This is a genomic window from Psychrobacillus sp. FSL H8-0483 (assembly GCF_038637725.1).
Classification (GTDB): Bacteria; Bacillota; Bacilli; order Bacillales_A; family Planococcaceae; genus Psychrobacillus.
On the sequence record NZ_CP152052.1, the window covers coordinates 3,599,900 to 3,620,734 of the forward strand.

At 36.4% G+C, this 20,835-nt stretch carries 17 protein-coding genes, 2 pseudogenes and 1 riboswitch; of the genes and pseudogenes, 5 read left to right on the forward strand and 14 right to left on the reverse strand.

The features are described from left to right. Window positions 1-187: 187 nt before the first annotated feature. The 6 genes from MHB48_RS17475 to MHB48_RS17500 form a co-directional block, all read right to left on the reverse strand. The gene (locus MHB48_RS17475; protein WP_342599158.1) at window positions 188-1,570 is read right to left on the reverse strand and encodes a DUF5667 domain-containing protein; all 1,383 of its coding nucleotides are present in this window, start codon (window positions 1,568-1,570) and stop codon (window positions 188-190) included. Between the two features lie 83 nt (window positions 1,571-1,653). Then, window positions 1,654-1,738, reverse strand: a riboswitch (cyclic di-GMP riboswitch). Between the two features lie 180 nt (window positions 1,739-1,918). Continuing rightward, window positions 1,919-2,098, reverse strand: coding sequence for a small acid-soluble spore protein H (locus tag MHB48_RS17480; RefSeq protein WP_340923704.1), 180 nt, complete (start codon window positions 2,096-2,098; stop codon window positions 1,919-1,921). Window positions 2,099-2,196: 98 nt separating this feature from the next. Then, the gene (locus MHB48_RS17485) at window positions 2,197-4,101 is read right to left on the reverse strand and encodes an endonuclease MutS2 (protein ID WP_342599159.1); all 1,905 of its coding nucleotides are present in this window, start codon (window positions 4,099-4,101) and stop codon (window positions 2,197-2,199) included. Between the two features lie 468 nt (window positions 4,102-4,569). Beyond that, entirely contained in the window at window positions 4,570-5,658 is a 1,089-nt protein-coding gene (gene phaC, locus MHB48_RS17490) for a class III poly(R)-hydroxyalkanoic acid synthase subunit PhaC (RefSeq protein ID WP_342599160.1), read from the reverse strand. Between the two features lie 81 nt (window positions 5,659-5,739). Further along, on the reverse strand, window positions 5,740-6,522 hold the full coding sequence (gene fabG, locus MHB48_RS17495) for a 3-oxoacyl-[acyl-carrier-protein] reductase (protein WP_342599161.1): 783 nt from the start codon (window positions 6,520-6,522) through the stop codon (window positions 5,740-5,742). A 40-nt stretch (window positions 6,523-6,562) separates the two neighbouring features. After that, window positions 6,563-6,940, reverse strand: a complete 378-nt coding sequence (locus MHB48_RS17500) for a polyhydroxyalkanoate biosynthesis repressor PhaR (RefSeq protein WP_342599162.1) — start codon at window positions 6,938-6,940, stop codon at window positions 6,563-6,565. Between the two features lie 243 nt (window positions 6,941-7,183). Between MHB48_RS17500 and phaQ the strand changes: the two genes are divergently transcribed. Then, window positions 7,184-7,570, forward strand: a complete 387-nt coding sequence (gene phaQ, locus MHB48_RS17505; RefSeq protein WP_342601421.1) for a poly-beta-hydroxybutyrate-responsive repressor — start codon at window positions 7,184-7,186, stop codon at window positions 7,568-7,570. Between the two features lie 81 nt (window positions 7,571-7,651). After that, a complete protein-coding gene (locus MHB48_RS17510; protein WP_342599163.1) occupies window positions 7,652-8,158 on the forward strand; it encodes a hypothetical protein in 507 nt (168 codons plus the stop codon). Window positions 8,159-8,687: 529 nt separating this feature from the next. On the opposite strand, the gene ptsP is transcribed toward MHB48_RS17510, so the two are convergent. From ptsP to MHB48_RS17540, 6 genes and pseudogenes are all read right to left on the reverse strand, one after another. Continuing rightward, on the reverse strand, window positions 8,688-10,397 hold the full coding sequence (gene ptsP, locus MHB48_RS17515; RefSeq protein WP_342599164.1) for a phosphoenolpyruvate--protein phosphotransferase: 1,710 nt from the start codon (window positions 10,395-10,397) through the stop codon (window positions 8,688-8,690). After that, a complete protein-coding gene (locus tag MHB48_RS17520; protein ID WP_342599165.1) occupies window positions 10,391-10,660 on the reverse strand; it encodes an HPr family phosphocarrier protein in 270 nt (89 codons plus the stop codon). Before MHB48_RS17520 ends, ptsP begins: the two co-directional genes overlap by 7 nt. 95 nt (window positions 10,661-10,755) lie before the next feature. Continuing rightward, a complete protein-coding gene (gene nagE / locus MHB48_RS17525; RefSeq protein ID WP_342599166.1) occupies window positions 10,756-12,204 on the reverse strand; it encodes an N-acetylglucosamine-specific PTS transporter subunit IIBC in 1,449 nt (482 codons plus the stop codon). Between the two features lie 266 nt (window positions 12,205-12,470). After that, on the reverse strand, window positions 12,471-12,953 hold the full coding sequence (locus tag MHB48_RS17530) for a PTS glucose transporter subunit IIA (protein WP_342599167.1): 483 nt from the start codon (window positions 12,951-12,953) through the stop codon (window positions 12,471-12,473). Window positions 12,954-13,234: 281 nt separating this feature from the next. Continuing rightward, window positions 13,235-13,531 carry a hypothetical protein gene (locus tag MHB48_RS17535; protein WP_342599168.1) on the reverse strand — a complete coding sequence of 99 codons (297 nt, stop codon included), beginning with the start codon at window positions 13,529-13,531 and terminating at the stop codon, window positions 13,235-13,237. Window positions 13,532-13,789: 258 nt separating this feature from the next. Continuing rightward, a pseudogene (locus tag MHB48_RS17540) lies at window positions 13,790-14,353 on the reverse strand (transcriptional regulator); the annotation flags it as partial. On the opposite strand from MHB48_RS17540, the pseudogene MHB48_RS17545 reads away from it, so the two are divergent. Further along, window positions 14,353-14,874, forward strand: a pseudogene (locus MHB48_RS17545) (beta-ketoacyl-[acyl-carrier-protein] synthase family protein); the annotation flags it as partial. The pseudogenes MHB48_RS17540 and MHB48_RS17545 sit on opposite strands and share 1 nt — an antisense overlap. A 390-nt stretch (window positions 14,875-15,264) precedes the next feature. Here the strand turns inward: MHB48_RS17545 and MHB48_RS17550 are convergent. Next, window positions 15,265-15,996 carry an EcsC family protein gene (locus tag MHB48_RS17550; RefSeq protein ID WP_342599169.1) on the reverse strand — a complete coding sequence of 244 codons (732 nt, stop codon included), beginning with the start codon at window positions 15,994-15,996 and terminating at the stop codon, window positions 15,265-15,267. A gap of 121 nt (window positions 15,997-16,117) precedes the next feature. Then, window positions 16,118-17,932, reverse strand: a complete 1,815-nt coding sequence (locus tag MHB48_RS17555; protein ID WP_342599170.1) for a LysM peptidoglycan-binding domain-containing protein — start codon at window positions 17,930-17,932, stop codon at window positions 16,118-16,120. A gap of 447 nt (window positions 17,933-18,379) precedes the next feature. Between MHB48_RS17555 and MHB48_RS17560 the strand changes: the two genes are divergently transcribed. Further along, on the forward strand, window positions 18,380-19,240 hold the full coding sequence (locus tag MHB48_RS17560; protein WP_342599171.1) for an SDR family NAD(P)-dependent oxidoreductase: 861 nt from the start codon (window positions 18,380-18,382) through the stop codon (window positions 19,238-19,240). Further along, the gene (locus tag MHB48_RS17565) at window positions 19,230-20,759 is read left to right on the forward strand and encodes an AMP-binding protein (protein ID WP_342599172.1); all 1,530 of its coding nucleotides are present in this window, start codon (window positions 19,230-19,232) and stop codon (window positions 20,757-20,759) included. The genes MHB48_RS17560 and MHB48_RS17565 overlap by 11 nt, the downstream gene beginning before the upstream one ends. Window positions 20,760-20,835 lie beyond the last annotated feature (76 nt).

The following is a 20,835-nucleotide window of genomic DNA, read 5'->3' on the forward strand; positions in this document are numbered from 1 at the left end:
CTCCTCCTAAAATAATATCTTCAAACTTCCCTTTTAAACCTACATACGAATTATCTTACATTACAGGTTTTTTAGCAAAAATAAAAGAATCAAACCTTCATATTATATCAAAGTTTGACTCTTTTTATGCTGATGGATTGCATCATACAGTCCGTTATTCACTTATAATCGTGTTTGTTAGAGGAATTTATTCCTCCTTGTCCTTTTTCCCATTATTAGATTTCTCTTTGTCTTTATTTCCTTGTTGTTTGTTCTCGGCTTCTTGCTGTTTTACTTCAGCCTTTTTGGCTGATTCTTCCGCTTTAACCGCTGCTTCTTTTTGTTTTGCTTCCGCTTCTTGTTTCTTTTCTTCAGTCTTTTTAGTCGATTCTTCTGCTTCAGCTGCTGCTTCTTTTTGTTTCTCTTCCGCTCTTTGTTTCTTTTCTTCTGCTTTAGCTTCTGCTTCTTTTTGTTTTGCTTCCGCTTTTTGTTTCTTTTCTTCCGCTTTAGCTACTGCTTCTTTTTGTTTTGCTTCTGCTCTTTGTTTCTTTTCTTCCGCTTTAGCTACTTCTTTTTGTTTTACTTCCGCGTCTTCTTTCTTATCTTCCACTTTTACTGCTGGATGTACTTTTGGTGTAACAGGTGTCTTAATTTCTTTGACTTTAGGTAGTACTACTGTTGAAGCAGTTTCACCTTTTTTAGTCGAGTCTTCGTTTACCACATTTCCCTGTTCTTGAACTACTTCAGTCGCTGTTTCTGTTGGTTTTTCTTCTTCAGAAACTGTAGCATCAGACTCTCCTTCTTTGATCGGTTCTACAGGTTGGGTAGTTTCATTTTCTATTGTTTCTTCATTTGACTTTTTATCCATTTTCGCTAACTTCTTCTCAATCTTTTTAACCAATCTTTCCTGAGCTTTTAAAACATTTTTCGCAAGTGCTTCCTTTGCTTTAGGATTTTCTACTTTTTCGAAAGCAGCTTGTAAAGCAAGAAGATTTGATGAGAATTTTATTTCAAGTTCAGTATATATAGAATCTTCTTCCTGCTCGTCTTCTATGGCAACGTCTTCCTCCGTTGTACCATCTTCTTCGGTTGGAACTGCTTCTTCCGTACCTTCTTCATTCGTAGTACTATCTTCATCCGAAACTACTTCAGTAGAGTCTGTTTCTTCGTACTTAGATAACGCTTCATTTTGTTGATCAATCGCTAATTGAAGTGTTTCGATTGCTTTCTCTTCATCGCCTTGCTCAAATAATGCCGTTGCTTCAAGAATTCGTTCTTCAGCTAATGCTCCTAGTAACTCTGCTTCTTTCATTTCATCGAATGTGAAAGCCAACTGCACACTTTCCTGTAGTGTTTTAAGAAAATAGAAAAAATCTCCTGGTAATAATACAGGTTCTTCTACTTCTTCTGTTTCTTCCGTTACTATTGATTCTTCTTCAGTAACCTCGGATTCTACTACTGCACCTTCCACAACTAAAGTTGAAGCATCATTCGTATCCGCAAATGAAGGATTGACTCCTACAACAAGCACCAAGAATGCCACAACCAATGGTGTCAATACACCGTTTCGAAACTCTTTAAAAATGGACATAAAAAAAACTCCTCTCTCCTATTTAAAATAGAAATACAAGGAAGAATGGTGAATTAAACCTTTTTTAGTTATCATTCATATTCTTCGGCAGTCCAGCCACCATAACCATTCGGCGTTAGGTCTGAGACTTTGCGTCTTCATCTTTCAATGAATTTGCCTTTTTCGAATAGGACAAATGCCTGTCCTATCAAGATAATTATATATTACTAGATAATAGATATCTATCTTTTTTTACCATAATTTTCTGATTTAGAAATCATAAAAAATTGCACCTCTAATGTTAGTTTGTCTCTAACAATGAGGCGCAATATTAAATGTTTCTATTTAAGAGGAAAATTCATGACTAAATTACTGTTCATATAAGCTTGTTACTGAAACACTTTGTTTATTAGTTGGTTCATCAAGGGAATGGATAGTCGCTAATCCCTTATCTTTATCCACGTGCTCAATATAAATATTTTCTCCATTATAGGTTACATTAATCATATCTGTTGAAAAAACAATTTCTTCTGCTCGTTGTGCATTCATTGAAGCTACCTCCTTTTTCATTTTCAATACTTATTCTTTCCCCAAAATTCCTTGGATATACTCAACCCCAGCAATAGTGCTAAATTATAACAAATACACTATTCACTAAGCCTTTTCTTTATATCTCTCGAAACTAGTTTCAATGCTTTTTTTGATCCTCTATCCATGTCATGTTGAAATTTTCGTTCTTTATAACTTATAAATAAAGAATTCAAGTCGTATCCTTCTGGATATAAATCGGTTGCTTTTCCTTCTAGTTTCAACCTTTTTGCATTCACTTTTACCATTTCTTCTTTATAGAATACTAAAACATTATGGAGGTTATCTTTTTTCTCATATACAATTCCAAAATCATTTTGTTCTAAGAGTTTTACTCTGTCTCCCACTTCGAATTCATAAGTTGCTTCTTCTTTATGAGTATTCTGTATTAGCCTTTTTATCTTACTTTCTTTTACACGGTCTAAGTCATAATTCTTGTTGTCTATATAATGTTGTGCTTTTTGCAGTACCTTATCACGTAAATTCATTTTTTTAGAAATCCAAAGTGCATTACTGTCTCCTGACTTACCGATTAATAATTTATACATTGGTTCTAATACTTCACTGTTGAATTGCATAGCAGCATTCATAAAATCACTATGAATTTCGGAGTAACGTTTAATCTCCCCGTAATGAGTTGTCGCAACTGTTATACATCCCATTTGATAAAATTCTTCGAGGATGGCAATAGCTAGAGCAGCGCCTTCGTTGGGTTCAGTACCACTTCCGATTTCATCGAAAAGAAGAAGTGTGTTATTCGATGATGCACTCATAATTTCTGAGATATTTTTCATATGAGAGGAAAAAGTACTGAGTGAATTTTCAATGCTTTGATTGTCTCCAATATCAACAAATAGGTTATCAAAAACTGCTATTTCCGTACCTTGATCGGCTGCAATATGAAAACCTGACATGACGGCTAGTGTTAGTATTCCAATTGTTTTCAGTACCACCGTTTTACCACCAGCATTAGGTCCCGTAATAATTAAACTACGATAGTCTTTTCCGATCTCAAAGTCTAATGGCACAATATTTCCTGACAAAAGAGGATGCTTACAATTTTTCAATTGGATATAGCCATGATTATTTAGCTTTGGCTCAATACCATCTATCCTTTTACTAAACTTTGCTTTTGCAAAGATCATGTCATACTGCCCAATTATTTCAATATTGATGTTGATTTGTCTCGTTTCCTCGAGAATACTACCTGAAAGAGTGGCTAGAATTTGATACTCCTCCATCGATTCTTCTGCTTTCAAAGTTGCTAATTCCGCATTGAACTTTGAAATTGCAGCTGGTTCAATAAATACAGTGGACCCTTTAGAAGAGACTTCAATAATCGTTCCAGCAACTTGATTTTTATAAGAGGCTTTTATAGGAACCGTAAAACGGTCATCTTTTTTACTAATAAAGAATTCTTGAATATATTCCTTATTGGCACTACTCTTCAAAAATTTATTTAATCGTTCTTCTATTTTTTCTTCTGTCTTCGCAATATGATTTCGAATTCGCTTTAGCTCTTTACTAGCTTCCGAATCCACTCTATTACCTCTAATGGAGTGATTAATTTCTTCTTCAATACTTTGAAATTCCATCATCGAATAAGCATAGGAATGTAAGACAGGAGCAAAAAATTCTTTCCCCATCATAAATTTCTTTATTACTCTACAGCCTCTTAAGAAATCAGATATAGCTACTAACTCGGATGGACCGAGAATCATTCCTTTTTCTAGCTTCTCCATCTGATGGCTTATATTTGAAATACCTTTAAGTGGCAGATGACTTTCTGCATCCAATAAACTTCTTGCCTCGGATGTCTCATTTAGTCTATTTTTAACAACCTTACTATTTGTGCTTGGTTGTAGTTTATCAAGTAAGTCTTTTCCTAAACTACTGACACAATGGGATTTCACCATTTCTTTTAGTTCGTTATATTGTAATTTTTCATATGTCATTGTATTCATGTGTAATCCTCCTTCAATAATGAAAAAAAATGCCCACAAAGATTCCTCCTACCTTTCCATTTGACGGATAAAAAATGGAAACCGTAAAATGGGTAGAAAGCTCCTGTGGGCATAAGCCTTGTTCGTCACAAGGCATTTTTATCGTCAACATAAGTATGTGGTCATAGAGAATGAAAAAGAGCGTGACAGGACAAATCCCGCCACGCTCTTCGTCAACACATAATGTTAAACGAATATATGGAAAAGGAAGCAGTCTTAAGGTAGGTATTCGCAATGTGATGAAACACTGCGAAACAAGGCAATCTTAATAAACTGGAATAAAACCAGTTATTCAAAGCCTTATTAAACTAAATAGTATTAGTTCATACCTACTTCTGACATACTTCACCACACCTTTAATTAGAATATTTCCAATATAGCATCATTTTGAAATAGAGTCAAATGGGATAAACCCTTTGTGGAATAAAATTAATGTGAATTTTCCGTTAGCCATTTATCAATCAAAGGATGAATTTCATTAACTGCTGTACGGCCTGTTACAATGGAAACATGCCCCGTGTTCGCCAAATGATATGTCTTATTCTTACTGGAAACTTTGGTGTTAAGCGCTTCTACTTGTTTGGGAGCAGCAATGACATCCTTCTTACCAGCAATATTTAAAAGGTTTGCTGTTATTTTGCTTAACTCAACCTTCCGACCTCTTATATAAAGCTCGTCATTGATTAATTTATTGTGTTGATAAAATTCACCTATCCATTGTCGATATGCTTCGCCAGGGAAAGGGATTCCATCGGATAGCCATTTTTGCATAAATTTCCAATTGTTAACGAAGTTCTCATTATCCACTCGATCAGCTAGACTAATATATGGTCCGTAGAAATTACCGATTGGATTTAACAATTTGTTTCCAAAATCGATCATATCAGGTGGAATTATCCCAAGTGTATCAACCAACTTATCAAGATTAAAGTAACGTTCATCTAACCAGTTTGTATATAATCCTGCATCTGAAAAATCAAAAGGGCTTGTCATGCATACCAAATTACGAATCGGTAACTCTGGATGTAGGGCAGCAAAAATGGAAGTCATCGTCCCACCCATACAATAACCAAACAAACTGATTTCAGCTGCATCAGACGTTTTCAACACTTTCTTAACAGCTCGCGGAATGTAATCTAAAATATAATGATCTAACTTCATATGTCTATCTTCATAACCGGCAGTTCCCCAATCAAGTAAATAAACGTCGTGACCTTGATTGGTCAAATGTTCAATTAAACTATTACCAGGAGATAAGTCCAGTATATACGGCTTATTAATCAATGCATAAATCATTAAAATAGGAATGCTGTTCGTTTTCTTCATCTGAGGTTGATAGCGATAAAGTTTCGCTTTATTCTTTGTCCAAATAACTTCTTTTGGGGTTTGACCAACAATTGGATCAGGTTCTTTCGTAAGAACATCCATGACACGTTGATAGCGTTGATAACTAGTTTTAACCTCTTCCGGCATTGTATTTAACCAACTATCCATTTCCTTACTATTAGGATACCCCATTGTTTTCCTCCTCATAAGTAAACACATTATAGAGGGGTCTCCTTTTGGAGAACCCCCTAGTCATATATATAAAATTACAGGTTACATATATAAGCCGCCATTCACATTGATCGACTGACCTGTAATATAGTTGGCTTGAATAAGGAATAATACCGCCTCTGCAATTTCATTTGTTTGCCCTAAACGCTTCATCGGTATTTTTGAAATAATATTTTCTAAAACATTTTCAGGCATTTCTCCTACCATTTCGGTCTCAATAAACCCAGGACACACAGCATTGACTGTAATTCCATTTTTAGCAGTTTCTAAGGCTAAGGACTTTGTTAAACCGATAATCCCAGCTTTTGAAGCTGCATAGTTCGATTGCCCGAATCCTCCTACTTGTCCGATGATTGAACTTATATTAATAATTCGACCATACCCCTGCTCCAACATATAATTGATGACTTCAGAAGTTGTATAGAACACACTACTTAAGTTAACATCGATAACCTCGCTCCATTCCTCATTGGACAGTTTACGGAATGTACGGTCTCTTGTAATTCCAGCATTATTAATAAGAATATCGATCTTACCATAACGATTTTTTACTTCTTCCATCAGGCTTTTTACGTCGTCCGGTTTGGATACATCAGACTTGAATGCAAATGAAATACCACCCTGGTCTTCAATTTCCTTTACGACAGCCTCTGCACGGTCGATACTTGTTTGATAATTGATTGCAACGTATGCGCCATTCTTTGCTAAGACTTTAGCTATTGTAGCTCCAATACCACGTGATCCACCTGTTACCACTGCGACTTTACCTTCAAGTGGTTTTGTTATTGCATTTAATGCTGTTAATTGAGCTAGACTCAAAGACATAGACACACACTCCAATAATCGTTTAATTTTATTTTTTTATTCAATTACTTAAAAGCTCCAATATCTTATCTAATTTTTCATCTAGATTGGAAACAGCTTTTATTAGTTGATTCATTTCTTCATCAAACCTATCGTCTAGTGTATCCAGTTTGCTTTCTACGTTAATGATGAGCGATGCAATATCTGCAACCTCACTCCGCGTTGGCATATTGACACTTTTTAGGAAGGATTCAGTTGTATCATTTTTAAGTTCTTGGGCTTGAAGGTAATAGTTTAAGGTCTCTCCCATTCCTTCAGAGAAAGATTCTTTTTTCAACGTTTCATGGATTGCACTTGTCCAGTTCGCTTCGGTTTGTTCATAAAAAGTTTTCCACATAGTGAATGGATCAAATGGCAATGGTTTTGTCAAAAGTCTCATCTCCCTACTTATATTTAGTGGTTATTTTGTCGTTCCTATTAAACGACTCTACTACTGTATGAATATGTGCTATTACTTATGCACAGAAATTTATTAATCTATAATTTTTTATTTCAAAGTCATATTCTTTTGACCTTATGTGTAAATTACATGTAGGAACACTTTTCCGTCCATATGTGTACATTACATGTATGATCATTTTTTGATTGGTGGTGATAACAGGTGGATATAAACAAGGAGACAATGAATGATGGGAAAATTTCTAATTTAGGTACACCGAAAAATTTCCTTATTCCAATCATGCTTCTCCATCTTCGGGACTTGAATTCCCACGGCTATGAGTTGATGCAAAAGATTACACAATTTGGGTTCAATGCGGTGGATCAAGGAAATCTTTATAGGATTTTACGGCAACTGGAGAAGGATGGAAAAGTTACATCTGAGTGGGATACAGCCTCTGATGGACCTGCCAAACGTATTTATTCGATTACAACCGCAGGTGAACAGTATCTAGAGGTTTGGGCAAATTCTCTTGCAAGTTACCAAAATATGATTAATCAGTTTTTCAATTTGTATCAACCATTATTTCCTTACAAACAGCCCTCAAATGACTTGGATGTGGAGCAGTAAAGAACGGTACCAATGCACTTAGTTGCATGCATCATATATAGCTAAAAAATTTGCGTTTACAATTAAAAGGAGGAAGATTTTATGAGTAATGAAGAAACGAAAAAACAAATGCCTAACGCAGTAGATTTAATCTTGGATGGATGGGTGAACAGCTTTAAAGCACTTCACACTTTTCAAACAGAACTTGCAGAAAAATCTCTACAAACTTTCGCTACTACCCAGAAAGACGTACTAACTTCTACTAGAGAGGCGTTAAGTAAGATCGAAGAAGAAAAAAATAGTATCTCAGGAGAATTGAATGCAAATTTACAAAACACGATCCAGACAATTAATAACGATCAAGTTAGCCAATTATTGTCCAGTTGGATGAGTCAAGTCGAAGAAATTAACCATTCCGTACAGGCAATCTCTGCTTCATCTAGCCAAGTCTTGTTAGATCTATTCACGCAAACTCAAGTTCAATTAGAGACGAATGTGAAAGCAACACTGGACCAACAACAAAAAAACAGTTCTGATGTATTGAATAAAATCGAACTGCTAACTGAGCATATTAAAGAAACCAATCGTATACTTTTACCAACTGTATAAATGTGTTTTACAATAAAAAAAAACCTGATAATGAGGCATCTGAAAAAGATTATTAATCATCTCTTAGCGAGTTGTTGAACGACAAGTCGTTCAACAACTCGCTTTTTAATATAACATCTAGGTGATTCCGTTGCAGGCTGGCGCTTTCCGTGGGCGAGCGCCGAGCCTCCTCGGCATGCGGGGATCTCGGACTGTCTCGCTGTCCCGCAGGAGTCGCCGCCTTCCGCTTATTTTTGACTTCAATAAACAGAAAAGTGGACAAATAAAGCCTTTTCACTTGATGAGATGGGATAGTCAATCCGTTATTTTTATCAGATATTCCGAGAAACATTGATTGATCACAACATCTTCAGATTTCCACTTTCAACTTTTGAAATCATCAAATAAAAAAGTATATTAATCTGCATTTGATCCTTGATTATGCAAGCCAAGATAGGAAAATACTCAGCGTATTTTTCACACATATATCTATACATAGAAAAAGACCTGTCAAGAATGAAAGGTCCTCTTTCAACTAACTTTAGTGTCCTTAAATAAGATTATTTTTTACATACTCCTCTACTTCTCTTGCCGTTATTAAACTTAATATATGCTCCATATGAGGTTTTAATTTTTCCTTAGATAATCGTGCAATTTGAGAACGTGCACTTAAAATGGATGATGCATTCATAGAAAATTCATCTAGTCCCAGTGCTAACAGTATGGGAATGGCTACCTCATCTCCTGCCATTTCTCCACACATTCCTACCCATTTGCCATTACTATGCCCTGCATCTATCACCATTTTAACGAGTCTTAAGATTGCAGGATGGTGAGGCTGGTACAAATAGGAAACTCTTTCATTCATACGGTCTGCCGCGAATGTATATTGAATTAAATCGTTCGTACCAACAGATAAGAAATCGGCTTCCTTTGCAAATAAATCTGCAATGATTGCTGCCGAAGGAGTTTCAACCATCATTCCTATTTCCACTTTTTCAGAAACAGGAATTTCAATATCTATAAGCTTTTGTTGTTCTTCCAACAGTAATGCCTTTGCAGACCTAAATTCATCCAGCGTTGCAATCATAGGAAACATAATCTTTAAATTACCATATACACTTGCTCTTAATAATGCACGTAATTGAGTACGAAAAATATCTTGTTGGTCCAAGCATAATCGAATTGCTCGATAACCTAGAAACGGATTCATTTCATTTGATAGGTTTAAATAAGGCAGCTCCTTATCTCCACCTATATCTAATGTACGAATGACAGTAGGTTTACCTTCCATTTTCTCCAGAACTTTTTTATAAGCAGTAAACTGCTCTTCCTCAGTAGGTAGTTCTTGTCGATCCATATATAAAAACTCTGTACGAAATAAACCTACCCCATCCCCACCGTTTGCGACAACAGCATCAATATCTTCTGCCGTACCAATATTACCAACAATCTTAACGTGATGACCATCTGCACTAACACTTGGAAGCGAAATATACGGATGGAGTAACTCCCCTTCCTGTTCAAAAGCCTTTTGTGCAGCAAGATAAAATTCCTTCACTTCTTCTGTTGCATCAATAATAATCTTTCCGCTCTTTCCATCAACAATAACCGACGAACCATGCTTGATATTCTTCGTCGCTGTTTTTGTTCCTACGACGGCTGGAATTTCCATTGAACGTGCTAAAATAGCCGAGTGAGAGGTTCTTCCGCCAATATTTGTGACAATTCCTTTCACATATTGCTTATCTAATTGTGCTGTCATAGAAGGCGTTAAATCCTCCGCAACAATAATAACCTCTGTTGATAATCGACTGTAATCTGGAAGCTCTATATGTAATAAATGAGCTAGTAATCTTTTGGCAACATCTCGAATATCTGCAGCTCGTTCCTTCATATAATCACTTTCCATCGACTCAAACAAGTCAATATACATCGTAGACACTTCATCTAAAGCAAATTCTGCATTAACTCGTTGTTTTATCTTCCCTACAATTGCTGAAAACATTTCAGGATCTTCCAATACTAGCAAATGTGCAGAAAAGATTGCTGCTTTCTCTTCTCCAAACTTGAGTCTTGCTGACTCACGTATTACTTCTAGCTCTAGCTTTGTTTTTGCAACTGCATCTTTTAATCTTTCTATTTCAGCATTTATCTGACTAATTTCAACTTTTTCAAAAGACAAAGCAGGCTCAACTAAGCAATAAGCATTTGCAAGTGCGATGCCATTAGAAACAGCGATCCCATTAATTTCTAACATTCTTCGCCAATCCCCTGAGAAATAATTACATTAGTCACCTTACTCATTAATGCTTCTGCATCTGCACCTTCAGCTGAAATAGTTACAACTGATCCTGTAGGAATAGATTGAGTCATTACAGCCATAATAGATTTTAAGTTTGCAGATTTACCGTTATAAATAAGCTCTACATTTGATATAAATGGTGTTACAGCAGAAACTAATAATGCAGAAGGTCTGGCATGTACACCTTCTGAAGTAGTAATTTTAAATGTTTTTTCCATTATTCAACCTCCAATAGTTATATAAAAAGCTGTTTAATGAAGGAATAATCCTTGTTAAACAGCTTTTTCAATCTGGTATATAAAACTAATTAATGTTATTTGCGCATTTTTTCAATTTCATCTGCTATAAATTGTACATTTGTTCCAACGATTACTTGAATACTTTGTGGTCCTACAACATTAATACCAGGAACACCAGTATCCTTGATCTTCTTTTGGTCTACTGAATCCATATTTTTTACTTCCACACGTAGACGAGTTGCACAGAAGTCAACAGAAACTACGTTAGTGTCTCCGCCTAAACCTTCGTAAATTTGAGATGCCATAGCAGAGAATTTATTTTCTGCGGTAGTACTTGTTTCTCCGCCCTGATCTTCATAATCTTCATCGTCACCTCTACCTGGTGTTTTCAAGTCGAATTTCACGATTAAGTATCGGAATAAGAAATAGTAAATGACTCCAAATACTAAACCTTGAAGAAGTAACATATAAGGTTGGTTAGCGAGTGGATTTGCTAAGCTTAAGGAAAAGTCTATAAACCCTGCACTAAAACCAAATCCAGCGGTCCATTGAAACGATGCAGCGATGAACAAAGATAGACCAGTTAATACAGCATGCACTACATAAAGAGCTGGAGCTAAAAACATAAATACAAATTCAATAGGCTCTGTCACACCTGTAAAAAACGAAGCAAATCCAGCTGCTAACATTAAAGCTGCAATTTGTTTTTTTCTATTTGTTTTAGCAGTATGATACATTGCAAGAGCTGCTGCTGGTAATCCAAACATCATGATTGGAAAGAAACCAGCCTGATACATACCAGTGACTCCTTTGACACCAGTTCCATTCAAAAACTTACCGATATCATTAATCCCTATGGTGTCAAACCAGAATATATTATTTAAAGCATGGTGCAAACCAGTTGGTATTAACAAACGGTTAAAGAATCCATACAACCCTGCTCCAACCGTTCCTAACCCACTTATTGTTTCTCCAAAAGAAACTAACCAACCAAAGAAAATAGGCCATATGATGAATAACACACCTGAAACTACAAGCATAGAAACAGCGGACATAATTGGAACGAGTCGTTTTCCACTAAAGAATGCTAAGAAATCGGGTAGTTTCACATGACTAAATCGATTGTACATAATGGATGCTACAATCCCTGAAAGTATTCCGATAAACGCATTCCCTATTTTACCGAAAGCGGGGTCAACATTCGCTACATCAATCCCTTGATACATAGCTACCGAACCTGATGATAACAAAGTCGTGACTACTAAAAATGCAACTAACCCACTTATTGCTGCAGAACCGTCTTTAGCTTTAGACATTCCTAGTGCAACCCCAACTGCAAATAAAATTGGGATATTGTCTATAATCGAGGCTCCAGCTTTAATTAAGAAGGCAGCTAATACATTCCCTGCCCCCCAACCATCATGGTCAATCCAATACCCAATACCCATCAAAATTGCCGCTGCTGGTAATACTGCTACAGGTAGCATTAAAGAACGCCCGAGCTTTTGTAAATATTTCATCATTGTTACTCAACTCCTATTCATAGTTTTCTAGTAATCAATTAAAAAGATATAAAATGATAGCAATTCCTTTATTAAACGTTCGATACGTTGTGCAATGTAGCTAAATTAGTTCTTTGAACAATTGAATCCTATCTAGAATGATTGCTGTTTTTCGATCCGTTTGCTGTTAACCACCTCCCTGTAGTTTCTTCGTATAGAAATGAAGTGCGACGTAGGCGGCTTCGCCTACAGGCATTTCAACTCAATAGAAGCCCTTTAAACAGTATTTACTTGGGTGAAGTGACCATTATCACTGTTTCTCCTATAAGGCATTCTTTTGTTCTTTCATGGTGAACGTTTTTTTCTGCACTATTTGTAATTACAATAGGTGTGATAATGCTTTTCGCATGCTCACGGATATACTCCCAATCTACTTCAATAAGTAATTGCCCAACAGAAACTCGATCACCTGTATTAACAGTAACTGTAAAGCCTTGTCCTTTTAGTGAAACCGTTTCCAAACCAATATGAATGAGAACTTCTGTACCATCATTTGAGAGAAGGCCGATTGCATGCTTAGTTTCTGAAATAAGCGTGATAGTACCATCTATAGGAGCATGAATATTACCGTTCATAGGCATTATCGCAATTCCTTCTCCCATCATTTTTTGACTAAAAACTGGATCGGGAACCTGATCCAGTGTAAGTATTACTCCAGTGACAGGTGCGTAAATTTGTAATTTACGTTTATTAAATAATTTGGATAGCATTTTTTTTGCTCCTTTGTATACATCTTTGGAAAGATAAAAAATCGTATAACTCATATATATTGCGCAATCATAAAGTACAGAACATAAAAAGGCATGGGGTAAATGAAAGAGTTGAAAAACTCTCTACTACTACCGCCATGCCAGTCCGTATCGATAACATGTAAACAATCAGTTGTAAACAATTGGACAGATTAAAAGCCTCCACGTTTGAGTTCTCATACGGTGGAGGCTTTTAAATGGCCGCTTTACATCCTCATTACAAGTGCCTAGTTGTCTCTACTTTAATAATTTTGGCTATTTCTTTTGTCAGATATTTCATGAGCTAGGCGAAAAGTTGAAACTGCCAACTCTGCATAAGTCACTTCTCGATCAACACGTACATACCAAGCTGCTATTTCTTCTCTTTTAATCGGAGAGTCAACATCAAAGCTCTTACTAGTTGGCTTAATAATTCCCATATCAACTGCGTGTTCTATCGGGTGATATAACGGGTGTTTAAGACCTATATTATCAAAAGTTTGGTTCATATTTTCTCTTTCATCATAGTAACCCGCATAAAAATAAGTGAGAGAATTCATAATGATTTTTATCGCTTCTCCTTTTGAAACAGAGTCATCTCCATTAAACTTTGTATTTTTAAAGTGACAATAAAGTTTTTTAATTTTTATACCTCAAACAGTCATAACCCCGATCTAAGTAAGGACGGGGTTAAAATATAGTTGTTTAATTTTTGGTGGAAGTTACTTCACTGAACTTAAAAATATAACAATAAAGACGTTTAAATCTATATGTTATTCCATTATCACACCCTAGAATGAAATAACGAAATTACTTTATTAATTTTCAACGGAAACCCTCTTCATTAATCGCATTAATTTATTTTCTGTATCTGTTTCCTCTACTGGTGTATAGATACTGCACCGTAAATCAATATCACCTTGAACTTGGAGAGAAGTTAAATTAAACAACATTTTGCCTACCTTAGCATGTCTGAATTCAATTATCATTTCTGGAGCCTTACTCACTTGACTTTCTAGCCATAAATCTTGGAATTCTGGATGAGAATGACTCATTTCTTTAATAAATTGGTTGTACCATTCATCACCTAAATAGTGTCCATAATAGGTACGGAAAATGGCAAGAAAACCTTTGGCAAAATGTTCCCAATTGGCGGCCAATGATCTTAATTCTTTTCTGGTGAACACTAAACGAATCAAATTTCTTTGATCATTCGGTATTTGTTCAAAATCTAATAAAATATGAGCAACTGCAGGATTCCAGCCCACAATATGGCAATGTCGATCCGTAATGATAGTCGGACAATATGTTAATTCAGCTAGTATCCGTTTTAAAGAAGGGCTAAGCTCTAATTGATCCTTTTTTGGATTTGTAATTTCCGATTGAATCCTTATCTCATGCTTTACGTAGAAAGGCAAAGATTTATGCAGAAGTCATTGGATATGGTGCAAGTTCAGATGCACACCATATGGTAGCTACACACCCAGAAGGTAAAGGGGCATATCTTGCAATGAGATCAGCTTTAAAAAATGCCAATATTTCTCCTGAAGAAATTAATGTTATTAGTGCCCATGCAACAAGTACAAAAGTGGGGGACATCTCTGAAACTATGGCTATTAAGCAGCTGTTTGGAAAGCAAGCTTATCAGATTCCAATAACAGCAAATAAATCTATGCTTGGTCATATGCTAGGGGCAGCTGGTGGAGTTGAAGCAATTGCTTTAGCAATGAGCATAAAGGAACAGATAGTTCCTCCAACAATTAACTTAGAAAATCCTGATCCATTATGTGATCTAGATTATGTACCGTCGGTAGCTCGCCAAGTGAAAATAAATACAGGGCTATCTAACTCATTTGGTTTCGGAGGTCATAATGCGGCTATTGTTTTAAAAAAATACGAGTGAATAAAATTTCTCTCGTCAATCTAACCTTTTCCTCTAGAAACGGTTAGATTTATTCAATAAAATGGCCCTATTGTTGAATAGCAGGAATGGCGTTTTTTAAACAACTTTATTATCTTTAATGTCTAAATTTCCACTTTCAACTTTTGAAAAAAGGCAGGGCCCGCCACGGAGACTCCTGTGGGAATAGCTTGAGCTGAAGACCCCGCTGGAAAGACACTGGCCGAACTTTATTTGTCCAGTGTCTTTGCAGTGACGAGGAGACAGAAGCCAAGCCCACGGAAAGCGAAGTGGCAGGCACCGCTGATTCTCTTATACATCTCTATTCATTGTAAAACGAATATGTCTACAGTCTGGACACCTGATAATAGGTGTTTTTTCTTGTATATACTATTAACTCCTTTTTTCATCCGAGTGTAATAAACGTAACCGGTAGGAATTCATTGTTGTTTCTCCGAGCTGATCTAGTAGATTATAATTGGCAAACGCCCCAACCACTGCTCCGATTCCAGGTAATAATTGAAACATTTTCACTAAATCAATATATTCCCGGTATTCCTGTTGAAAGTCCCGCCAGTTCATATCGGCTATTAAATATTTTTGTTCTTCCCAGTTTTCAATGATACATAATGTATCTTTTCGTTTGTCCTCACTCGAAAAGGCTAATAGGAAAATATGCAAGAGGAAGAGCCGTTCTTCGTAATCGTCCGTATCGAATCCATAAACAGCAGCAGCTTCAAAAAGAAATTTCATTTTAATAGATAATAGCAATGGAAAATCAGCAAGCCCAAGCAGTATACCTCCTGCCCCTGTTCCAGCGCCTTCCATAACAGCCGTTTTTCTGAAAGTAGAAAGTTTTTCTTTTAGTAATTCGTCACGCTCATAGAGGCTAAGTTCTAATGGTAACCGTTTTTTCGTCGTAATATTTGAGCCTACGAGCGTTGCTTTCACCATGTTTCTGATACTTTCTGTCATCACTTGATGAAATTTTTCTGGAATAAGACCATTAATCTTTGTTTGTACAGTCTTGGCTGCACGGCTAATGCGACCAGATCGTCTGGTCATTTTGTGCTTCCAAAAGTAAAGTTCTTGTTCTACTTCCTTTGTATAATCTTCATCTTCCATATACCTTTCTCCTTCTACACATTTCCTCATGCCTTCTATTATAACCCATTGGAACATCATTCCAGTGGACCTTAGTGGTGTTTACTTCTAAGCCTCGAGGAGTAGTGAAATAATATATGTCTCATAGAAAAACAAGGGAAGAACTAATTTCATTTATGTGGTTTTGATCTGCCCACAAAATAAAGTAGTTGTAGGTACTTCCTTCTATTGAAATTGGATTTGGATACCGCACAATGAGAGCCGCTTGACCTCTCATTTCTGAAGGTTGGTCATCTGACGGGAAAATAAAACATGCTTCTTGTTGTTGAATTTGTGCTTTATTAATCCGAGGTTCGGAACCGTATGGTGATAGTTGATGGAATGCTTCATTGTGGCAAACTTCATTAATTGTTTCATCTGAAGAAATAGCTGAAACTTGAAAAAAGCCATCTAGTCCTTCATATCTGTCGGTTGTTACTCTATCCCAATGTGAAGGATATTGAAGTTGAACGTTGTATACAAGGCTGGTAAAAGTTTTTTTCATAAGTGAAATTGGCATAGGTGACCACTGCAAGGATGTAATGAGTGCTCCTTCTATTAATCGAATCGGTACAGGATGTAATAGGTCAATCAACCACATCTCACTAGCCATTCCTTGGTTGTAACATCCCGAAAGATAGGCAATTTCCCTGCCATTTGGTGACCATGTAACAGGAGTGGCAAAGCAATTCGAAACAGCTCTTGTCAGGTCGTCCTCTCCTCGCCTTCCTGTTGTTCGGATTAGAGAAAAGTATCCAACATCTTCAAAAGCAGTCGCACTATAAGCAATGGTCAATGAATTAGGAGACCATTCTGGAAAATAGTTTTTGGCAAGCGGTCCGCCCCTTACTTCAAATATGCTTCCAGTGGAAATTTCTAATGTATAAATAATAGAGATGCTAGCACCAGGAGTTGTATAAAGGACATACGATCCATCGGGTGAAAGGCGTACATTATTAAGCAGTCCACCAGTGTTATGTGTTATTAGCCTTTTGCTTGTTCCATCAGTTCGCATACGGTAAAGCTGACTAATTCCTGACGCATCGGGTGCTTGGAAAAGTATTTCTGTTCCGCTCGGAAACCATTGGACATCGGTGGCAGCCGGTTGGTTTATTTTCTGAAATTGATGTGTGTTGAGATTGTACAAGATTATATCATTCTGTTTTGTATAAGCTATTTTTTGACTATCCGGTGACCAACTTATATATATGCCTAAACCTTCACTAAATTGATCAATAAGTGTAACGGTACCATCCATTAAGTGTAGAACATATAGAATCTCACTTTTTCCTACAATGGCTATTTTATTACTGTCGGGTGACCAAAAAGGAATCGAAAAGGATTCTCCTAAACCATTTGTAATTTTTCTATTATCCCCATTCGTAGGGTTATATAACCATAAATCATAGATTCCTCCTACCTTAGATACATAGGCAATTAAACCTCGCCCCCCAGGTGGAGCATAAGGAATGAATAACCTCATCCCAGGGAATATAGTATTGGACGGAAGGTTGTTCACCTCTCTAATCAGCTCAGGTTTACTTTGCCCATTTGTTATTACGTTATAACGACTAGCAATTTGAAATAGTGTATCCCCAGGTTGAACAACGTAATAAGGGTTGCCTGGTGGAACTTTCAAAAGCTGACCACTTTGAATGATAAATGGAGGAAAAAGTTGATTTGCTTCGATGATAACGGATTGTGGGACACCAAAAAATTGAGCAATTTCAAAAACAGTATCCCCTGGCCTTACTCGTATGACATCAACTCCAGGAGGAACGGAAAGTTGCTGACCAACATAAATCGTGTAAGGTGCTTTCAAATTATTTGCAGCAATAAGGGACTCAACTGGAATCTTCCATCGGCTTGCAATCTGATCTATCGTATCCTTGGGGCGGACGGTGTAAAAAATTTGCATTTTTATCCCTCCAAAATAAAATTTAATTTTAGAACAGTAGTGATTCCCTTTTCTCCGTTCGTATTTAACCGAATACTATAACCTATCCCAGGAAGAAGTGGATGGTGCATGTCTGTATTAATTTATATCCTCTTTTCGAGGATTTTACTGTTGTTATTTGGCATATAAATTTGCGGTGAAGCGAGTCAGACGAGACCCCGCAGGTTCAGCCGAGGAGGCTCGTCAGATATCCCGATGAAAGCAAGCGGATTCTCCCCAATAACAAACATGTAGTTAAAGAAAGTGGTAGAAACAATTTGAATTCGATGATCCATTTCGTTAACAGCTAAATCAATTTCGACCATTCCCATACGAAATATAAATGTTACACTGAAAATAGTAATATTTTAAAAATTCTTTATTTATTAGGAACTGCAAACAATAAAGAAGGGAAAAGGAATTGTAAAGATGCACAAATATAACTTCTTAGAAGGCATATTATTTCTTTCTACCGCTTTCAATGAAAAAAAGCTTAGGCGCGAACTACAAGGAAAAACCATCCTTATTACTGGTGCGAGCTCTGGAATAGGAAAAGAGCTAGCATATTTATTAGCAAACATAAATGTACATATGATCTTAGTGGCTAGACGAGAGGAGCAGCTTTTAACGATTAAAAAGGAACTAGAAAAAGGAGAAGCCAAAGTCAGTGTCTTTCGTGCTGATCTAAGAAACAGCGAAGAAATGGAACGTTTATTGGCGTTCGTTCATCAGCTACCGGGAGGCATAGACATCGTAGTTAGCAACGCAGGATTATCCATACATCGCCCCATCAGCAAATCTTTGGACCGTTATCATGATTTTACTCGTACGATGGCGATCAATTACTTTGCACCCGTTCAATTACTATTGTCCGTTATCCCTTTACTTGAGAAAAATAAAGGTCATGTGATCAACGTATCTACAATAAACGCATTGTTAATCCCAATACCATATTGGGCTGCATATCAAGCATCTAAATCTGCTTTTGACACGTGGTTTCGATCCTCCACACCTGAATTAAATGTACTGGGAATATTGACCACATCCATATACCTGCCATTAGTGAGGACTCCGATGATTGAGCCCACTGCCTCCTATCAAGATGTACCGGCAATGAGCTCAATCCATGTGGCGAAAATTATTGCTAGATCCATGTACACGAAAAGAAAAATATACAAGCCCTGGTGGTTAATTTTCGGACAGTTGGGGTCCTTATTTGGTCGAGGTTTATGGGAGATTTTCATTCCAAAGATGTTAAGAAAAGAGAGGGAGAAAATGCATGATCGTTAAACTGTTACAAGTATTACATAAGATCAACCTACTCTCTCCGTTTGGACTGTATCGATTCATTTCTTCTATATATAAAGAAGGTATAAACATTATGCTTTTGTTAAACATTGCAGAAAGAACATATGGCGATAAAATCGCGTTAGTGGATGGGAATGAAACCTTGAGCTATAAGCAATTATCCGCCCAATGTCAAAAGCTCTCTATGGTTTTGAAAGAGAGTTATAACATACAAGAGGGACATCGAGTCGCTTTTTTATGTAAAAACCACGTATCCTTAGTTCAATCTATTTTTGCTGTTTCTCGTCTAGGAGCTGACATCTATTTACTCAATTCGGAAATGAGCAAATCGCAATTTAATCAATTAGTAGAAGAGCATCATTTTAACTTACTAGTATATGATTATGAATTAAATGCTTACATGGAAGAATCACCATATAGTAAAGCAAATATCCTAAGTTATCATGACACCTTGCCAGCTATAAATAATTTACTCCATACAACTGTTGCTAAAAATCAAAAAATCCTAAGGTCTTCCACGAGTAAAATTATCCTGCTAACCAGCGGTACTACAGGAAAATCTAAAGAGGTTACTCATAAACCCTCTATATTAAATTTTTTAAATCCATTTTCAACATTACTGAACAGATTAAATCTATTAACTTACAATACTGCCTATATCGCTACACCTATCTATCACGGCTATGGCATTGCGATATTATTTTCATTTATTGCATTAGGAAAAAAAGTGGTGATAAATGATCGATTTAATGCTGAAAACGCATGTCGTCTCATTCGTGAACACAATGTGGAGGTTATTACTGTAGTACCGTTAATGATACATAAAATGTTACAAACGAGTGTTGAAGATTTAAAATCTCTTGTTTGCATCGCTTCTGGCGGTGCCAAGCTTAATCCGAAACTTGTCGAAGAGGTTTCTCGCAAATTAGGAGATGTCTTGTACAATCTGTATGGTACTTCAGAAGCCGGTTTAAATATAATCGCCACACCCCAGGATTTAAAGTACTCCACCCACACAATTGGAAAAGAGATTAAAGGTGTTCAAATAAAAATAGTCCATCACAATAAAGAAGTGGAGGACGGTAAGATTGGGCAATTTTATATTAAAAATAAATGGTCCATGAAAAATGGTCAAAGTCCGTGGATCAAAACCGGCGATCTTGGTTACCGAGACTCTAATGGATATTACTTTTTATGTGGAAGAACGGATGATATGGTCGTTTCAGCAGGAGTCAATATTTACCCAATTGACGTCGAACAAGTATTGATTCACCATCCTTTCATAGAAGATGTGGCCGTTATAGGAATTAGTGACGAAAAATACGGGCAAACATTGAAAGCATTTATTCAACCTCGTGCAAATGAGAGTCTCCACAAAGAAGCATTGATCGACTGGTTACGTCCAAGAGTGGCAAAATTTCAATTACCAAAGGATATCGTCTTCGTTCATCAATTACCATATACAGCTTTGGGGAAAATTGATAAGAAACGACTTGGATAATGGAACTGTATTGTACTGTGAAACTAACTCAAAACCTTGAAATTATTGCTTTATTTGTATATATCAACAACAAAAT